General features: G+C 42.5%; 17 protein-coding genes. 3 read left to right on the top strand and 14 right to left on the bottom strand.

What is annotated here, in order from left to right:
• Positions 1-79: 79 nt before the first annotated feature.
• The 14 genes from AC2YHV_RS04735 to AC2YHV_RS04670 all read right to left on the bottom strand — a co-directional run bounded on the left by AC2YHV_RS04735 (position 80) and on the right by AC2YHV_RS04670 (position 12856).
• Positions 80-829 (bottom strand): ABC transporter permease, encoded by a 750-nt coding sequence (locus AC2YHV_RS04735; protein WP_487372718.1) that lies wholly within the window; start codon positions 827-829, stop codon positions 80-82.
• Positions 830-1591 carry an ABC transporter ATP-binding protein gene (locus AC2YHV_RS04730; RefSeq protein WP_487372717.1) on the bottom strand — a complete coding sequence of 254 codons (762 nt, stop codon included), beginning with the start codon at positions 1589-1591 and terminating at the stop codon, positions 830-832.
• Positions 1592-1782: 191 nt separating this feature from the next.
• Positions 1783-2136: a DUF1048 domain-containing protein gene (locus tag AC2YHV_RS04725; RefSeq protein ID WP_034305937.1), complete on the bottom strand. Its 354-nt coding sequence runs from the start codon at positions 2134-2136 to the stop codon at positions 1783-1785.
• A 65-nt stretch (positions 2137-2201) separates the two neighbouring features.
• Positions 2202-2522 carry a PadR family transcriptional regulator gene (locus tag AC2YHV_RS04720; RefSeq protein ID WP_033796096.1) on the bottom strand — a complete coding sequence of 107 codons (321 nt, stop codon included), beginning with the start codon at positions 2520-2522 and terminating at the stop codon, positions 2202-2204.
• 548 nt (positions 2523-3070) lie between these two features.
• On the bottom strand, positions 3071-4039 hold the full coding sequence (locus AC2YHV_RS04715; protein ID WP_487372715.1) for a sugar phosphate isomerase/epimerase family protein: 969 nt from the start codon (positions 4037-4039) through the stop codon (positions 3071-3073).
• A 21-nt stretch (positions 4040-4060) separates the two neighbouring features.
• Entirely contained in the window at positions 4061-5101 is a 1041-nt protein-coding gene (locus AC2YHV_RS04710; protein WP_034305944.1) for a Gfo/Idh/MocA family protein, read from the bottom strand.
• 17 nt (positions 5102-5118) lie between these two features.
• Positions 5119-6141: a Gfo/Idh/MocA family protein gene (locus tag AC2YHV_RS04705; RefSeq protein ID WP_057278545.1), complete on the bottom strand. Its 1023-nt coding sequence runs from the start codon at positions 6139-6141 to the stop codon at positions 5119-5121.
• 13 nt (positions 6142-6154) lie between these two features.
• Complete coding sequence (locus tag AC2YHV_RS04700) at positions 6155-6883, bottom strand: ThuA domain-containing protein (RefSeq protein ID WP_098184942.1); 729 nt, start codon at positions 6881-6883, stop codon at positions 6155-6157.
• A 226-nt stretch (positions 6884-7109) separates the two neighbouring features.
• Positions 7110-8144, bottom strand: a complete 1035-nt coding sequence (locus tag AC2YHV_RS04695; protein ID WP_487372803.1) for a LacI family DNA-binding transcriptional regulator — start codon at positions 8142-8144, stop codon at positions 7110-7112.
• A gap of 57 nt (positions 8145-8201) precedes the next feature.
• A complete protein-coding gene (locus AC2YHV_RS04690; protein WP_034305951.1) occupies positions 8202-9020 on the bottom strand; it encodes a carbohydrate ABC transporter permease in 819 nt (272 codons plus the stop codon).
• Positions 9020-9880 carry a carbohydrate ABC transporter permease gene (locus AC2YHV_RS04685; RefSeq protein WP_098865664.1) on the bottom strand — a complete coding sequence of 287 codons (861 nt, stop codon included), beginning with the start codon at positions 9878-9880 and terminating at the stop codon, positions 9020-9022. Before AC2YHV_RS04685 ends, AC2YHV_RS04690 begins: the two co-directional genes overlap by 1 nt.
• A 147-nt stretch (positions 9881-10027) precedes the next feature.
• Positions 10028-11317: an ABC transporter substrate-binding protein gene (locus AC2YHV_RS04680; RefSeq protein ID WP_098184943.1), complete on the bottom strand. Its 1290-nt coding sequence runs from the start codon at positions 11315-11317 to the stop codon at positions 10028-10030.
• A 359-nt stretch (positions 11318-11676) separates the two neighbouring features.
• Complete coding sequence (locus tag AC2YHV_RS04675) at positions 11677-11862, bottom strand: hypothetical protein (protein ID WP_034305959.1); 186 nt, start codon at positions 11860-11862, stop codon at positions 11677-11679.
• A gap of 154 nt (positions 11863-12016) precedes the next feature.
• Positions 12017-12856 carry a YitT family protein gene (locus AC2YHV_RS04670; protein WP_057278541.1) on the bottom strand — a complete coding sequence of 280 codons (840 nt, stop codon included), beginning with the start codon at positions 12854-12856 and terminating at the stop codon, positions 12017-12019.
• Between the two features lie 417 nt (positions 12857-13273).
• Between AC2YHV_RS04670 and bioF the strand changes: the two genes are divergently transcribed.
• Genes bioF through bioC form a run of 3 tightly spaced genes read left to right on the top strand, consistent with a single transcriptional unit; the run spans position 13274 to position 16030 of the window.
• Entirely contained in the window at positions 13274-14473 is a 1200-nt protein-coding gene (gene bioF / locus AC2YHV_RS04665; RefSeq protein ID WP_487372711.1) for an 8-amino-7-oxononanoate synthase, read from the top strand.
• Entirely contained in the window at positions 14470-15219 is a 750-nt protein-coding gene (locus AC2YHV_RS04660; RefSeq protein WP_057278539.1) for an alpha/beta fold hydrolase, read from the top strand. The genes bioF and AC2YHV_RS04660 overlap by 4 nt, the downstream gene beginning before the upstream one ends.
• Complete coding sequence (gene bioC, locus AC2YHV_RS04655) at positions 15209-16030, top strand: malonyl-ACP O-methyltransferase BioC (RefSeq protein WP_487372710.1); 822 nt, start codon at positions 15209-15211, stop codon at positions 16028-16030. The genes AC2YHV_RS04660 and bioC overlap by 11 nt, the downstream gene beginning before the upstream one ends.
• The last annotated feature ends 58 nt before the right edge of the window (positions 16031-16088 follow it).

Here is a 16088-nt window from a genome sequence, read left to right as displayed (position 1 = left end):
CAGGCATTTAAGCAGACTTCCAAGTGATGCATTCATCGCATCGGCTGACTATGAAATGACCAATCCGATAATGGTGTACTTACCCGAACTGGCGTTTAAATACTTTACTGGCGAAGAAGTAAGCGATGACCATGATGCCGACACACCAGGCAAGCGCAATCCAAATATCGTTCCCAACAGACCCTTCATACAAAAGGGCACGAATCGCATTCACGATTGAAGTCACTGGCTGGTTCTCGGCGAACGCACGGACAATTTTAGGCATGGTTTCGGTGGGGACAAAGGCCGAACTGATAAACGGCAGGAAAATCAGCGGGTACGAGTAGGCTGTCGCCCCTTCCAAAGACCCCGCTGTCAATCCAGGAATGACCGCCAGCCATGTCAGCGCCAGCGTAAACAGCACGATTATCCCAGCTACCGCTAGCCAAGCCAGGATATCAGCGCTGGAACGGAAGCCCATCAAGAGTGAGACGAGGATAACCACGACGACAGTAAGCAAATTGGATATTAGCGAGGTCAACACGTGAGCCCACAATACCGACGAGCGCTTGATGGGCATGGTAATGAAACGCGCCATCAACCCGCTCTTTACATCCGAAAACAGCCTTACTGAAGTGTAAGCGACGCCGGATGCGATAGCCATCAGCAAGATTCCCGGCAATAAATAATTGACGTAGTTGTCCGTGCCTGCCTCTATGGCGCCGCCAAATACGTAGACAAACAGCAACATCATCATAATTGGCGTGATCGCCACCGTGATAATCGTATCCGGGCTGCGCATGATGTTGCGCATTAAACGCCCTAGTAATACCCCTGTTTTGCTATTCATTTACATCTCCTCCTTTTTGCCGATGATTGCGAGGAAAATTTCCTCCAATGTCGGCTGCTTCTCGATGTACTCTACTTTCGCTGGCGGGAACATCTCCTTGAGTTCGGTAAGGGTCCCGGTCGAGATGATTTTTCCGCCATGCAGGATGGCGATACGGTCCGCCAGTTGTTCGGCTTCCTCCAGGTACTGGGTTGTCAGCAGAATTGTCGTGCCGCTGCCAGCTAGCTCCTTGACCGTATCCCAGACTTCAATCCGGGCTTCGGGGTCAAGCCCTGTCGTCGGTTCGTCGAGAAAAATGACTGCTGGCGTCCCGATCAGGCTCATGGCGATGTCAAGCCGGCGCTTCATCCCGCCGGAATATTTATCCGCCCGGCGGTTGGCCGCATCGGTCAGGCTGAATCTTGCAAGCAGATTGTCGGCGACTTGAGCGGGATTGGAAACTCCCCGCAACTTGGCGATCATCAGCAGGTTTTCCCGCCCGGTAAGCATGCCGTCTATAGCTGCAAACTGCCCTGTCAGGCTGATGCTCTGGCGAACCTGATCCGGTTCACGCTGAACGTCAAAGCCGCAAATACCTACTTCGCCGCCATCGGACTTCATCAGCGTCGAGAGGATGTTGACCGTCGTCGTCTTGCCCGCTCCATTTGAGCCCAGCAGGGCAAAGATTTCGCCACGCCTCACCTCAAAATCCACCCCCTTTAAAACTTCATTGTCTTTAAAGGATTTTTTTAACCCTTTTACAGTAATCACTGCATGGCTCATACTTTTTTCCTCCTTTTAATAGCGCAGTAATGCCGCTTGTAAGATTCGTATTTATCCTTCCGAGCGCCTAGCGGAATTAAATTACCTCTATTTAGTCTGACTGATAATCTGTATAACTTACTACTGGGTTAAAAATATAACTGAATAGCGAAGGTGGCATTTCACATTTGTAACCAGCTATTCAGTCGGAATTATTTATTGAATTTATTTTTTCCCAATCGCTTCATGATACTGTCATTCAAATCCTCACGATATTTGGCGAAATAGGTTCTGGCATTTGCCACTAGTTCGTCGGCAAAGGACGCCACGTCGTCCCCGGTGATTTCCAGCACTTGCCTGCCTTCCGCAGCACCGGCTTCGAACAACTCGATTAATTCATACTGCATGTGCAGCATATCCATCCCGTTGCCCGCTGAGAAATTCCACATATAGTTTTGAATTTTCTTAAATACAAATTGGTAGTCCTCTGGCAGAGCTTCAACCCGTGCCATCATCATTTTATACTCTTTTTTATCACCAATCATTTTTTTGAACAATTCCATCATGTTATTTTTCCTCCTTTTTTATAAACAAGACACTCCAAAAATAGCGTACGGAATATCTTATGAAGCTAGATTGACTTTAAGACATTGATTTTTGATGATACAAAATCCCATTTTTCCCAAAACAATTCAAGTTCCTGGCGTCCAGCCTCATTAAGTGAGTAAAACTTGCGGGGCGGCCCCATATCTGACGGTTTCTTCTCTATGTTCACCAGTTTTTTCTTTTCTAATCGCACGAGGATGGTGTAGACCGTCCCTTCCACGACTTCAGTAAACCCAAGCTCGTTCAGGCGGCGGGTAATCTCGTAGCCATAGGTTTCATGGCGGCTGATGATTTCCAGCACGCAGCCTTCCAGCGAACCCTTCAGCATTTCAGTTAAATTTTCCATGTTCAGCCTCCTCTATTTTGTGACTTATATTATAACGTAGTTCCGAGGGGAATTTTTATACTGAATAGCTTTTGGGAAATCACGCTATTTAGTATTACTTATTACAACTAAACTGTAACACCGAGTAGCAGAAGTGTCAACTTTCTTTCTTAAAAATATTTCTGCAACTTCACTACTCGGTGATATTGGTATCTTGTGTTACTTACTACAAGGTATGCTGTAACACGCAGTAGGGTGACTGTCAAATTGATTTTTTTTAAAAACTAGCTCTCTCGATACAGCAGACGTAAATTATGCTGTTTTACTCGTGAATAATACTGTTTTACTCGTGAATTTCACTTTTACTCGTGAGTTTCGCACTTTTACTCGTGAATTATGCTGTTTTACTCGTGAGTTTCGCACTTTTACTCGTGAATTATGCTGTTTTACTCGTGAGTTTCGCACTTTTACTCGTGAATTATGCTGTTTTACTCATGAATTCCACTGTTGCACGAGTAAGGGCGAAAATAAAAAGCAACCTGCATCAGGCTGCTCTTTTCGGCTCTAAATTATACCCACCATAAATCAGTTGGACTTTCGTTGATGAGTACAGTTTTCAGATTGGTTACGGCCCGTTGGAATCCTTCTTCAACTGACATCAGCGGATCTTCGTGTTCGATGCTGACGACGTAATCGTAACCGTATGTGCGAAGGGCGCTCATGATGTCGGACCACTCTTGCAGGCTGTGGCCGCATCCTACAGAGCGGAAGTTCCAGGCACGGCTCTGGATATTGCCATAAGGCTGCATGTCGGTCAATCCATACATATCGATGTTATCCTGATCCAGGTATGTGTCTTTTGCGTGGAAGTGGTAGATTGCTCCCGCTTTCCCTAGGATTTTGATGGCTCCGACTGGTTCGATGCCCTGCCACCAAAGATGGCTTGGATCAAGGTTGGCGCCTATTGCATCAGATGTAGCTTCCCGCAGTTTTAACAAGGTGTAGGGTGTGTGGACGAGAAAGCCCCCATGCAGTTCAAGGCCGATTTTTATATTGTGTTCATCGGCAATGGCAGCCACCTTCGTCCAATAGGGGATCAATTTTTCTTCCCATTGCCATTTCAGCACATCTGTATACTCATTCGGCCATGGGGCTACGGGCCAGTTTGGATATTTAGCTCCTTCGTGATCACCCGCTGTACCAGAAAAGGTATTGACCACCGGGACGTTCAGTAAGGATGCAAGTTTGATTGTTTTGATCAGTGTTTCATCACTTTCTTTAGCGAAGGTTTCATCAGGAGAGATTGGATTGCCATGGCAGCTGAATGCACTGATCGTTAACCCTCTTGTTTGAACGGCTTCGAGGTATTCTTGGCGCTTTTCTTCACTTTCGAGCAGTTCATCGAGTGGACAATGGATATTCCCTGGATACCCGCCTGTACCGATTTCAACTGTTTTTAATCCGGAATCCGCGACATAATCAAGCATATCCTCGAATGATTTTTGAGCAAATAGCACTGTAAAGATCCCTAATTTCACATGCCCCACCTCACCTTTTTATTAATTTATGCTCATGACCTTCCCACTTGCCGAGCTTTGATAAATCGCTTCGATTATTTTCGAAACTTTCATGGCTTCCGATGGTTTTACCAATGGTTCCGCTAACCCCAGGCAGCTGTTGATAAAGTTCTCTGCCTGTTGCAGGTCTGGTGTATCCTCTCCTGGCATCCATACAGCCTCACTGTTTAAAAGCATGCCGTGCTTAGCCTGATTCAAGACCAGCGGAAATACATCAAGTCCGCCCTGCGTTCCGGATAAACTCAAAACAGTTGCTTCTTCACGGATATTCGCGGCCCAAGATGTTTCGAATAATAGAGATGCTCCGTTGGCAAATTTGATATATGCCGTGGCATGGTCATCCACTTCAAATACCGAGGCATCGAAATTGCCCCATAAATTGACCTGATCGACACCCTTACTGACATAATTATATGTCGAACCTACGATTTCAATCGGTTCTGGGTCATCCATCAGCCATAATGCCAAATCGAGCAAATGGCAGCCGTAATCGATCACGCTTCCCCCGCCTTGCAATTCCTTGCTTGTAAAAACTCCCCAGCCAGGGACTTTGCGCCGCCTGATTGCCTGTACACGCGCTACATATGGTTCACCGATTTCACCGGCCTGAATCATTTTCTTTGCAGCCTGGGCTTCCTTCATGAAGCGGTAATGATAGGCAGTCGATAACACTTTACCGGATATGTTTGCAGCCTCGGTTATCGCTAAACATTCCTCGGTTGTAATGGCCATCGGCTTTTCGCATAACACATGTACACCCGCTTGCAGGGCAGCAATGGAAATCTCAGCGTGAAACTTGTTTGGCGTTGCGATTGTAACAGCATCCACTTCAGCAAACATTTCTTCATAATTCGTGAAAACCTTTTCGATATGAAATTCCCGCGCCACTTCCCGCGCCTTCATTTCATCTATATCCTGAATGGCGTATAAAACCACTTTATCTTGAAATTTTTGAAAAGCTGGGATATGCCTTTTTTGGGCAATTCCGCCAGCACCGATAATACCCATTTTTAATTTGTACATGATGACTTTTAACCCCTTTATAAGCGGATGATTTTTCGGGATGCATTTGATTCCATCGCGCCAAGAATGACTTTTAATGACTTTAATCCTTCAACTCCTGAGACAAGAGGCTCCTCATTGTCCACCACACATTTTACAAAGTGGCTGATCACTTCGGAATCATGCTGTCCTTCTGAGTCATTAGTCTGGATGCTTCCTAATTGGGTGGTTTCTGTCTTTCCATTATCATGATGGATGATCAGTGAGTATTTCGGATCGTCTTCAAGGCGCAATACCGCTTTTTCCGCATAAATGACCGTAGCATTGTCTTCTTTTGCATAAGACCAGCTGGCGGTAAGAGTTCCGATAATACCGTTCTCCGTCCGGAGGATACAGGCCGCACTGTCATCAACGTCCGTGTTTTTCTTGGCAGTCGTTTCCACAAAGGCTCCCACTTCAACAAATTCTTCTCCAAGGATATACCGTAATAAATCAGCTTTATGAACGCCTAAATCGCCCATTGCACCAATGACCGCCTGATCCTTTTTAAAAAACCAGCTTTCCAGTCCGTCCACGCTCCAGGTTTCCGGCCCGGAATGTCCAAAAGCCGTCCGGAAGCTATAGATCTTCCCTAGCTCCCCGCTCTCAATAAGCTGTTTCGCTTTTTGATGAGAGGGAACAAATCGCTGATTATGGCCAATCATTAGTATTTTGCCGCTTTTCGCTGCTGCTTCATTCATTTTTTCAGCGTCTGCTAAAGAAGTAGCCATTGGTTTCTCACATAGGACATGCTTACCCGCTTCCAAGGCCGCAACCGTGATGCGTGCATGCAGGTAATTCGGTGTACATACACTGATCGCTTCAATCTCCTCATTCTTCAAAAGTTCTATATAATCAGTATATGCTTGCGCTCCATACCTTTGTGCTGCTGCATTCGCCCGGTCCGGCACAATATCACAAACGGCAATGATCTCCGTTTCCTGATGTGATTCATACTCCGGAAAATGCCTGTTTTTTGCGATACTCCCGCATCCAATGACTCCTACCTTCACTATGCCCATTTTGTTCTCTCCTTCACTTCATCTCTTTGGATGAGATGGATTCCAACGGTTCGGCTTTACCATAGTTCGTTGCGATTCCGAATTCCGGCTTGACCCAATCAACGGCATTTTTAATCACACGTTGAATCTCCGGATTATGGTAGGTAGGATATGTTTCATGTCCTGGACGGAAATAGAAAATCCTCCCTTTACCCCGCTGATACGTGCAACCGCTTCTGAATATCTCCCCGCCTTCAAACCAACTGACGAATATTAATTGATCTGGTGCAGGAATATCAAAATGTTCCCCGTACATCTCTTCCTTTTCAAGCTCGATATATTCTCCGATTCCATCAACGATAGGGTGACTCGGATCGACTACCCAAAGCCGTTCCCTTTCATCCGCCACCCGCCATTTCAAATCACAAGTCGTTCCCATCAATCGTTTGAAGATCTTTGAAAAATGACCAGAATGGAGGACGATGAGACCCATTCCCTCAAGTACTCGCTTGTGAACCCTTGCAATGATTTCATCCTGAACTTCATCATGTGCAACATGACCCCACCAAAGCAGTACATCGGTTCGTTCCAGTACTTCCTCGGTTAATCCGTGCTCTTCTTCATCGAGAGTAGCGGTCCTCACTTCGACCTGTTCACTTTGTAAAAAGCCGGCAATTGCACCATGGATGCCATCCGGATATACTTTTGCTACTTCAGGCTTTGTTTTCTCGTGGCGAAACTCATTCCATACAAGGACTCTCATGAACAACCTCCTCCATTCAAGAATCATTTCACGGCAACTTGTTTTGATGTTTAACTATTACCTCTTTATTCAAAACGCAAACGTTTGCGTTAGGGATGATCAAAATATAAGAACATACTTATCGACCTTAGAAAGTATGAATTTTCAAAAATAATAGTGATAATCTATATTGTAAATTTATGTTAGCAAAAATCAAGCTTTAATTGGTAAAACTTTTCTACAATTTTCATTTAATTTCCTTTTTAGCAACAAAATGCGACTCTCGCTTTATGATTTTGGTAGGAATGCTGATGCTCTTTTCCATCATTTCCGGATTCGCAATAAGATCGAACACGCATTTTGCGGCTTCATACCCTAACTGATACGTATGGATATCAACCGTTGTCAGCGGGGTACTTAAAAATTCTATGAATTCTGAGTGGTTAAAACAGACGACGCTTATTTGCTGCGGCACTTTCAAGTTCTTTTCGGCTAACACTCCAAGTAAGAGCACACCCAATAAAAGATCCATAACCAAAAAAGCGGTTGGTGCCTCCTTCAATTCCAGCAATTCGTCAATCGCCTTTATTCCATCCGTTCGATTTAAAGGAATCAATTTGATATATTCCTGTCGCACATCCACCCCGGCCTGTTCCATCGCTTGTTGAAAGCCTGTCAAGCGGTCCTGGATCACTTCAAACTCGGGGCTGCCTCCTAAAAAGGCGATTCGCTCATGTCCAAGATTGATTACAAACTCCGATACTTCCCTGGCCGCTTGAACATTATCGTTATCAATGAATGTGATACCGCTCATGTTCGTACTTGGCTTCCCGATCAAAACGAACGGGAAGCCCTGCTTCAATAAATACGGCACCACTTGATCGTCCTTTTTAGAGTACAAAACAATCATGCCATCCACTCTTCTGCCCTGGACCATTTTCACGACATCCTCAAAGATGGAATCCTCCGTCTCGCCGGTAGTCAGAGAAAGACTGTACCCTTCTTTATTACAGAAATCTCCGATGCCCCGGATCACTTCGGGAAAAAAGGGATTATAAAGTGATTCCCTTGCCGAACTTTTCATGACGATCCCAATGGCCTTAGTTGACTTCGTGACTAAGTTCCGGGCATTTTCATTCATATGATAGCCCATTTCCTTTAATACCTTGCGTACCTTGCGCTTGGTCTTTTCACTGATTGTCGGGCTGTTATGGATTACACGCGATACCGTTGATGGAGCGACATTTGCTTTTTTGGCAACGTCTTTTATAGTAACAGACAAATTCATCAACACTCCCCGTTCACCGCACATGGTTTAATATTCCCTATATTTAAATAGTTATTTAACGGCTCCATCTGCAATTCCTTTAATAATTTGCCTCTGAGCAAAAAAGTACGCAATGATGACTGGAATGATGGATAAAGTAAGTCCAGCCAAGGCGAGATGCCATTGCTTCGTATATTGTCCGAAGAAGAAGAATAATTTAAGTGGAATGGTCTCCGATCCCGCGCCGCCAATAACAAGGGATGGCAGCAAATAGTCGTTCCATATCCAAATGACATTCAAGATCCCAACTGTAATGGACATCGGCTTTAATAATGGAAATATGATATACCAAAATACTTGAAATCGGTTTGCACCATCAATCTTTGCTGCCTCATCAAGTGAGAGGGGAATCCCTTTTAAGGTACCATGATATAGAAAGATGGATAGACTGCAGCCAAAACCTAAATACATGAAAATCAGTCCAGCCTTGTTCAGCATCCCAAGCTGTCCGAATTGGGCAACGAGCGGTATCATCACAGACTGAAACGGGATCAGCATGGCTGCTACAAACACAAAGAAAAGCAGGGAACTTATTTTACTTTTATTTCGGGAAAGAGCGTATGCTGCCATCGCAGAAAAGATGATGATGATGACTACGCTGACGCCCGATATCAATAAAGAATTGAATAAAGTCCGGAGGAAATCCAATTGCTCGAAAGCTTGAGTGAAGTTTTCCAATGTCCAGGTTTCAGGCAGTCCCAATGTATCGGCAAATATATCCCGTTTCATTTTAAAAGCATTGACAAGCATTAAATAAAACGGAGTGAGCCATAATATGGCCAAAATGAATCCAATGAATCCAATCAGCCACAATTTCCATTTTCCCTTCATTACAGCTCAACCTCCCGTTTTTTATTGAAATAGACTTGTGTCAGCGAAACGACCGCCACGATTATGAAAAAGATAACGGCTTTTGCCTGTGCATATGCCATATCGTTTTCGGTGAAGGCGGATTTTACAATGTTCATCGCAACCATTTCAGTTGAATTATAGGGAGCTCCATTCGTCAAGGAAAGGTTTTGATCATAGATCTTGAACGAGTGGGAAAGCGTCAAAAACAAACTGACGGTAAAAGCAGGTGCCACTAGCGGAAAAGTTATATGGCGAAAACGCTGGAAGCTGTTCGCTCCGTCAATTTTTGCCGCTTCGATCAAGTCTTCAGGAACTGCCTGCAGATAGGCGATATAAATGATCATGATATATCCGGCCATTTGCCAGGACGTTAAAATGATCAATCCCCAAAAACCTGTATCAGTCGTCGATAACCAACCATTAAATGCTTCGATCCCCGTCAAATCACCAATCGCACCGAAGACCTTAATAAAAATGAACTGCCAAATAAAGCCGAGTATCAAGCCGCCAATTAAATTGGGCATAAAAAAAACTGTCCGCAATATGTTGCTTGATTTAATTTTCGAAGTCACGATGAGAGCCAAACTTAATCCGATGATATTGATTACCACAATTGCCGCTACGGAAAATTTAATCGTGAACCAAAATGTATCAAGGAACCCTTTATCCGTAAACAAGTCTATATAATTCTTAAAACCGATGAAATCCGGTGTCCCTAAACCGTTCCAATTCGTAAAGGAATAATAAAATCCGTAGATGAGTGGCACGATCACAACCAAAATGAGTGCAGCAAGAACAGGTGTTAAAAACAGCCAATATGCGGCATCCCGATTTCTCAACGAAACCGACCTCCTTGAAATGAATTAATAGTTAATGGGTTAGATCATGACTGGGTTATTTGATAAATCCCTTAGCGGCTTTTCTATAGAAGGAACAACCAATCGACACGTTTTTCTTGCCGATTGGTCACTTGCATTTCCCAACTCTTATTTGCTATGAATCTTCTCCCAATTTTCAATGTTCTGTTGGACAAGTTCCTCCCAAGTCAATTTACCAGTTACGTATTTTTGGACACTTGCACCAAGATCATCATTCCAGCCGACCGGATATCCATTAAACACCCATCCAATCGTATTTCCTTCTTGAGAGTATTTATAAATTTCTTTTGAAATTGGATCGGCAATTTTTTCTACATCATATCCTTCATAAGCAGGAATGAATTTAAAATCTTCCAAAACGGCTTTTTTCCCTGCTTCGGATGTATACATCCAGTCGAGGAACTTCTTGGCTGCTTCCTGTACCTTTTCATCCGATTTCTTGTTCACTGCCCAATAGTTCGGTACACCGACCGGCATGCCTGCATTGTCTCCATTTGGAATCGGGATGATGCCAATTCCCTTTTCAGCTAACTCAGGATCCATATCATAGACTGTGTTATACACCCAGTTACCTTGCTGAATGATCGCAACCTTTTCAAGCGAGAACAGCTCCTCCACTTGTTGGGAGTAATCAAGACTTGCTGTCGGCTGGACGGAATACTCATTTTGGATATCGACCAATTGTTTAAACTTGTCACCATCCGTGAATTTAACCGTTGGTGCTTTACTTGCTTCTAACACATTCCCATCAAACTCCGGTGATAAGAATACATTGGATAAATGGTTTCCTGTCACCCACTTCTCTTTGACCGGATAGGCGAAAACTGCATCGATTTTCAATTTGTCTTTTTGTGAATCGATTTTCTTAACTGCCGCCTCTAATGTTTCATAACTTGTAATGTCATCAGGATTAATTCCGGCTTCTTTAAATATCCGTTTGTTATAAATCAATCCGTATCCTTCCTGGTTAAATGGAAGTCCAAGGACTTGCCCGTCCTCTTCCACGCCATCCAAAGTACCGTCAAGCGCTGCAGCAGCAGCCTTCGTGTCCTTTAAATCTGTTAATCTATCTTTATATTGTGCGACATCTACCGGCCCGCCAATGTTAAACACCGCTGGCTCCTCACCTGAAGCGAACTTTGCCGTAATGGCTGATTTATAATCATTTCCGCCGCCGACTGTCGATACCTTGATCTTCACATTTGGATTTTCTTTTTCATATTGTTTTGCCAATGTCTCGAATTGCGACTTGAATTCTACCTTGAATTGAAATATATCCAGCGTCACGACATCCTTTGAGTCGCTGTTTCCGCCAGTTGAAGAAGAGCATCCAGCCAAAATCACACTAAAAATCAATAAAACAGTAAGAATTCCCCCGTACCATTTTTTACGCTTCATGCCTACCCACTCTCCCTTTTTCTCATAATATTCATGCAATTTTAAGAAAACGTTTGCATAAAATTAGTAAAATAAAAGCCATTCATTCTATAAAATTCATAGTCTATCGTACTTCTTTTACATCACCCCCTCACAAAAACATTGCAAACGTTTACATTTATGCGCTTTATATTACCACCAAATTCCATACTTTACAATAAAATTGTAGTATATTGTAAAAAAAGGATGTTAAGATCTCTCTTAATCTAATTATATGATTCAGAAACCTTTGATTATTCCTTTATCCGATTATTAATTGTACGGGCATTTTCATTCCCGGCATTATACAAAAAAAAGGAAACCCGTCGGTTCCCCTCTTTTCACTTCAATATCATCTTCACATTGGAAGGACCGTATTCATCCTTCAATTCATAATATTTATCGCTTGCTTGTCCAAATTCCTTAAACACACCGCTAATGATCAATTCATTCGTTTCCTTATCAACGACACTGTACTTGATATTGCTTTTCCCAAACTTTCTGTCATCCACTTTTAAAAGGATCATCTTGGACACCTCCACATTTAATGGCTGCACTCCTCAGGGTGTGTGGTTTCTTACTTACATAATATAACAAATTATTCAGAATTTATAGATTTTTCGCCATGCAAAATAAAAAAGCCTAATTAGGCCTTTTCATTTCGCTTATACATTATTACCATCAGGACTTCGAGATATCCAGGAAACCTTCACCGAATACGTCCCGAACATCATGTATGGCTATAAAAGCATTGCTATCCGTTGACTGCACTATTCTCTTTAACTTCAGTACCTCTTGCTTACTTATAACGATATATAAAATATCCTTGGATTCTTTTGTATAGTATCCATGACCACTAAAAACAGTGACCCCCCGGTCCATCAATTCGGTTACTTGTTTTGCAATCTGGTCTGCTTCTTTTGAAATGATGGTGATCGCTTTTTTCGGATTCAATCCCTCAATGATGAATTCCATCGTTTTTGTTCCAATATAAAGCATTAGTATAGTGAGCATCAGACCTTCAGCGCCAATTATGAAATAAGATGAGAACGCAACGATTAAATCGAAAAACAGAAGTCCGTAGCTTAAACTCCATCCCAAATACTTATTCGTAATTCGGGCAAGGATCGTCGTACCGGCAGTAGTTCCTCCAACACGAATGATCATGCCAATACCTGCACCGGCAAAAACCCCGCCAAATATCGCATTGATGACCAATTCATCTGAAGATATCGACCAACTTTCGGTTAAATGAAGGAAAAGTGAATTAAAGGCAACGGCTACGATTGTATATACCGTTGTCATTTTCGACAAAAATTTATAACCGACAATGAGCAGGACAGCGTTAATGATCAAACTTAACAGCCCTGGTGACCATTCAAAAAGATAAAACAGTATGATGGTTATCCCTGTGACTCCTCCCTCACCAAGCTCATTGGGAATGACGAAAAGATTTATTGCCAAAGCGAAAATAAAAGCTCCTATTAATATAAAGAAAACATCTAAAGAAATCTTTTTCATATTTATACCCTTCCTTTATGTAATGGTTAATGTGAATTCTGTTAAATTTCACTGCTCTATAGTAACATGGAATCCCATTTAATCCTTCAAAGATTTGAAGGTTTAACAAAAAGACTACCTTGGAAGTTAGATTATCTTCAATGAATGAGCTTAATACATATTTTTATACATTAGCTTAACAAAACCACCGCTGCCCGATTCTCCTTAAACTTATTTTTCTGGTTAGATTCTTGTTCCTGGCTGGGATCTAAATAATCTACCAGCTTTTTCCGACCCTTGAATTCTCCCAGATTAATGGATCATTACTTTATTCTCATGCTCCTTTTCAAAGCTTGACAGTTTCATTGAGTCATGATTAGAATGTTTTATGTGTTAACCTATATTTTTTTTAGTTGACATATAAAAAGGAGAATGGCCATGCACAGTGAAAAACGTTTACCTTGTTGGGAAGAAAAAATAAAAAAAGAACTGGCTCATTTAGAAGAGATTTCGCAAAAGCGTGAACTCGTATCAACCGAATGTGCCGAGCAGCCTTGGCTTACGATCAACGGGTGCAGGATGCTTAATCTAGCTTCTAATAACTATTTAGGATATGCAGGAGATGAGCGGCTGAAAAGGGCTATGGTTGATGCCGTACATACATATGGTGCAGGAGCAACGGCTTCACGTTTAATTGTTGGCAATCATCCTCTTTACGAGCAGGCGGAACAAGCTCTTGTCAATTGGAAGAAGGCCGAAGCAGGACTCATCATCAACAGTGGTTATAACGCGAACCTTGGAATAATCTCCACCCTGCTGTCCCGTAACGATATTATTTATAGCGATAAATTGAATCATGCAAGCATTGTCGATGGAGCTCTTTTAAGCAGAGCAAAGCATGTACGCTATCGTCATAATGATTTAGATCATTTAGAAGCATTTTTGAAAAAATCACCGATTGAAGCACGTAAATTAATCGTGACGGATACGGTCTTCAGCATGGATGGTGACTTCGCTTATCTTGAAGACCTAGTTCGGTTAAAGGAACGTTATAACGCAATGTTAATGACAGATGAAGCACATGGAAGCGGCATTTACGGTAAAAACGGTGAAGGCTATGCAGGTCATCTCCATCTTCAAAATAAAATAGATATCCAAATGGGAACATTCAGTAAAGCGCTTGGTTCATTCGGGGCCTATGTTGTCGGGAAAGAATGGCTCATCGACTATTTAAAAAATCGCATGCGCGGATTCATCTATTCAACTGCACTTCCCCCTGCCATACTCGGTGCTATAAAAACAGCGATTGAACTCGTACAGCAAGAACCAGAACGCCGCTCACTGCTCCAAACACATTCAGAATACTTTAGAAAAGAACTCACAAATTACGGGTTTAACATTTGCGGAAGCCGATCACAAATTGTTCCTATCGTCATCGGGGAAAACGAAAAAGCGATGGAATTTGCTGCACGTTTGCAAAAAGAAGGAATTGCCGCTATTGCTGTCAGGCCGCCGACCGTTCCTGAAAATGAAGCGAGAATCCGGTTTACCGTAACGGCTCTCCACGATAAAAAAGATCTTGATTGGGCAGTTCAAAAAGTTTCGATCATTGGAAAAGAAATGGGTGTTGTTGAATGAAGCAGCCGAATTTAGTCGTGCTTCCTGGCTGGGGAATGGAAAAAGAGGCGTTTCAACCGTTAATCAAACCGCTGTCAGAACTATTTCACCTTTCATTTATAGATTGGAGAGATATGAAGGCACTAAATGACTTTGAAGAACGGGTCATAAACACAATCGCTTCCATCGATGGTCCTGTTTATTTATTGGGCTGGTCATTAGGATCACTAGTATCACTTGAACTTTCAAGTTCTTTTCGAGAAAGAATAAAAGGTTTTATCCTTTTTGGCGCAACAAGTCGGTTCACTACAGGGGAAAATTATTCAGTTGGCTGGGATCCGCGAATGGTCGAGCGCATGAAGAAACAACTGCCGCGCAATAAAGAGAAGACTTTGACTTCCTTCTATGAAGCGATGTTTTCCGATGCTGAAAAAGAAGCAGGTTTTTATCATCAATTCACCAAGATCAGTCAAAGCGAGTTTCATGGAGATGATGTGTTTTCGCTTCTGATTGGATTGGATTATTTACTTCAGAAAGATGCTCGAGCAAGACTCGACCGGATTGAAGCCCCCTTTTTAATGCTTCATGGGAGGGAAGACAAAATTTGTCCACTTGAAGCTTCATCTTTCATTAAAGAGAATCTGGGTGGGAAAGCCGAGGTTCGTATTATCGAAGGTACTGGTCATATTCCATTTTTCACAAAACCAGAGGAATGTATGGATCATATAAAAACATTTATTCAAAAGGAGTATGTTCATGATAGATAAACGATTGTTAAGCAAGCGATTCAGTGAACACGCGCAAACATATGATGCGTATGCCAATGTTCAAAAAAACATGGCAAAGCAATTAGTGGATTTGCTTCCTCAAAAAAACACCAATCATAAAATCAATATTCTTGAAATCGGCTGCGGCACCGGTTACTTAACCAGGTTACTCGTCAAAACATTCCCTAATGCCGCCATTACGGCTGTTGATTTGGCACCCGGTATGGTTGAAGTGGCAAAAGGATTAACAAAGGAAGACCGTGTTACATTTTTATGTACGGACATCGAAGAAATGGCGCTAAATGAAAATTACGACTTGATTATTTCCAATGCAACGTTTCAATGGCTAAATGATATTCCTGCAACCCTTGAAAAACTTTTTACACGTTTAACGGCGGAAGGAAGCCTGATATTTTCAACGTTCGGAATAGATACCTTTCAAGAGCTTCATAGGTCATATGAACAAGCGAAAGAAAAGCTTCAACTTTCCATGGATAGTTCACCAGGTCAAACGTTTTACACTCTGGAAGAATTATCACAAGTTTGCGAAGCAGCAATCCCCTATACAGCAGCAGCTCCAATCGAGATTACAAAAATAGAAAAGCTTGAACTGGAGTACTTTCAGACAGTTCGTGAATTTTTCACTTCAATCAAAAAGATTGGCGCTGCTAACAGCAATAAAGAAAACTACTGCCAGCGCCCTTCCTTTTTTCGCGAGTTAATCAACATATACGACACAGAATACCGAAATGATTCAGGTGTGAAAGCAACCTATCACTGCTTGTTCTTTAAACTAAAAAAACATGAATGATCCGAAGATAACCAGCTGGGATACAAGCAAAATATTATACATAATCGCAAATCGTTTA

The organism is Peribacillus sp. SRI_006 (assembly GCF_057586375.1).
The sequence above is the reverse complement of the archived record's forward strand: the minus strand, read 5'-3'. Positions and strand labels throughout refer to the sequence as shown.